Source organism: Streptomyces sp. PsTaAH-137 (genome assembly GCF_003259365.1).
Taxonomy (GTDB): Bacteria; Actinomycetota; Actinomycetes; order Streptomycetales; family Streptomycetaceae; genus Streptomyces.
In genome coordinates this window covers 1-1,986 of the sequence record NZ_QLLY01000085.1, presented here as the reverse complement: position 1 = coordinate 1,986, position 1,986 = coordinate 1, and the positions used below count along the sequence as shown (strand labels likewise).

The following is a 1,986-nucleotide window of genomic DNA, read 5'->3' as shown; positions in this document are numbered from 1 at the left end:
TGCCGCGCTCGACCTGAGCTCGTACGCCTGGGTCTCCGGCGACCGGGTCCGGCGGTGGAGCGGGCGGGAGCACGATCCGCGGCTGACCGACACGCTCGTACGGTTCGATGCCCGGCCCGAACTGCCGCCCGCGCTGCTGTCCGAACTCGCCGCCCGCGACATCGAGGTGGACGTCCCGCGCGGGGCCGGCGGGGGCACCAGCCTGCCGGTGACGCTCGTCGCCCAGCACGACGGCTCGGACGGACTGCTGCTGACGGCGACGCACGACCGCGCCGAACTCTCCGACGCCGACGCCGCACAGACCCTGTCGCAGTGCGTGCACCTGCTGCGCAGCCTGTCCGACCGGCCGGGCCCGGCCGGCACCGTGGGGGAGGTCCTCGCGCTGCTGGAGAGTTCCGGAGTGCCGCGCGCCGCACGGCACTCCCGCACGGCGCCGGACACCGCCCCGCGGGTGCTGCGCGGCGGAGGGCCGCGGGCGGACGTCATCTGCCTGGTCACGGTCCCCGGAGTGGTGCCCGGCGTGTACGAGGCGCTGGTCCGCGCCTACGACGGGCCCGAGCACGTCGTGTCCCTGGGCCCCGTCGGGCCGACGGCCACGTTGCCCGCGGCCGTGACACGGCTGCTGGGCCCGCGCGGCCGGCTGGTGGTGTGCGGAAGCGGGCCCGCCGCCTCCGTCGCGTACGCGCTCGGCCGCGCCGCCGCGGCGGGGACCGGCGCGGTGACGTCCGTGGTGATGACGGGCGTCGGGGACGCGGAGAGCAGCGCGAGCGCACTGGCCCGCGCTCTGGTCCGGCTGCGGGAGCGGTACGGCTGACGTCGCCGCGGCCCGGGTCCCCGCGCGGGCGGCTCCAGCGGTACGAGAGCGGACGTCGAGCCCGGTCGGGGACGCTGGCCCCACCGCCGGAGGAGGGGCCATGGGCGATGCGAACCACGGCATGCTCGGCATCCGCGTCGAGAGGGGCCGCGCCAGTGACGAGGAACTCGCCGTGCTCACGGTCGTCCTGCTCACCCTGCGCGCGCGGGCGCGGGCGAAGCGCGCCGAGGGGCGACCGGGCCCCCGCCGCCGGCGTCTGCGGCTCGACGACTACCAGGCACCGCACAGCTGGCGATGACCCGCCGGGCACGGCCGCGCTCCACGGTGCCTGACCCGGACCCGTCCCGCAGGAGAACGACACCGATCCAGGAGGCGTCCACCATGACCAGCGAGCCGCGGACCACGTGGCACGAGGCATCCGCCGGTGCCACGGCCGACGTACTCGCCGGAGTGACCGGGGAACTCGCCGCCGTGCTGCGGGTCGAGCCCGCGCGGATCGACCCGCACCGCCGCTTCCAGGCGTTCGGCCTCGACTCCATCCGCACCGCCGAACTGGTGGCGGCCGTCAACGCCCGCTTCGGCACCGGCGTCATGGCCGCCGCGCTCTACGACCACCCGACGCCGGACGCCCTGGCCCGCCATGTGCGGACCCTGCTGCCGGTGCCGCGTGCCGCGCGCACGGAGTCCGAGGTGCGCGCCACCCTGCGCGGACAGCTCGCGGACATCCTGCGCTGCGACCCGCGCGACATCGACCCGGCCGTCCCCTTCCCCCAGCTCGGCCTCGACTCCCTGCTCGCCGGTGAGTTCGTGGCCCGCGTCAACGACGCCTTCGGTCTCTGCGAGCGGCCCGCCACGCTGTACGACCACCGCGACCTCGCGGCGATGGCCGCGCACATCGCGGGCGTCCCGGCCGGCGCCGGACCGGCCGCCCCCCGGCCGGTGGAGGCCGCCGTCCCGCCGGCCCCGCCCGCCCTCACCCCGGACGAGGTGACCGCGCTGCTCGACGCCGTGCGCGCCGACATGCTCACCGTCGACGAGGCCACCGCCCTGCTGGCGTCCCCGTCCGCCTGACCCCGCCCGGACAAGGATCCCCATGGACACCAGGGAGATACTCACCCGGTTCAAGAGCGGCACGCTGGCCCGGGAACAGGCGGTGACCTTGCTGACCGCCC

At 76.7% G+C, this 1,986-nt stretch carries 2 protein-coding genes and 1 pseudogene; all 3 read left to right on the top strand.

Translation table 11 applies throughout. The features are described 5' to 3' along the window. Positions 1–814 (top strand): annotated as a pseudogene (locus K377_RS42005) (hypothetical protein); the annotation flags it as partial. A gap of 100 nt (positions 815–914) precedes the next feature. Further along, positions 915–1,112 (top strand): acyl-CoA carboxylase subunit epsilon, encoded by a 198-nt coding sequence (locus K377_RS41030; protein WP_111668707.1) that lies wholly within the window; start codon positions 915–917, stop codon positions 1,110–1,112. A gap of 83 nt (positions 1,113–1,195) precedes the next feature. Next, on the top strand, positions 1,196–1,885 hold the full coding sequence (locus tag K377_RS41025) for an acyl carrier protein (protein ID WP_161195122.1): 690 nt from the start codon (positions 1,196–1,198) through the stop codon (positions 1,883–1,885). Positions 1,886–1,986 lie beyond the last annotated feature (101 nt).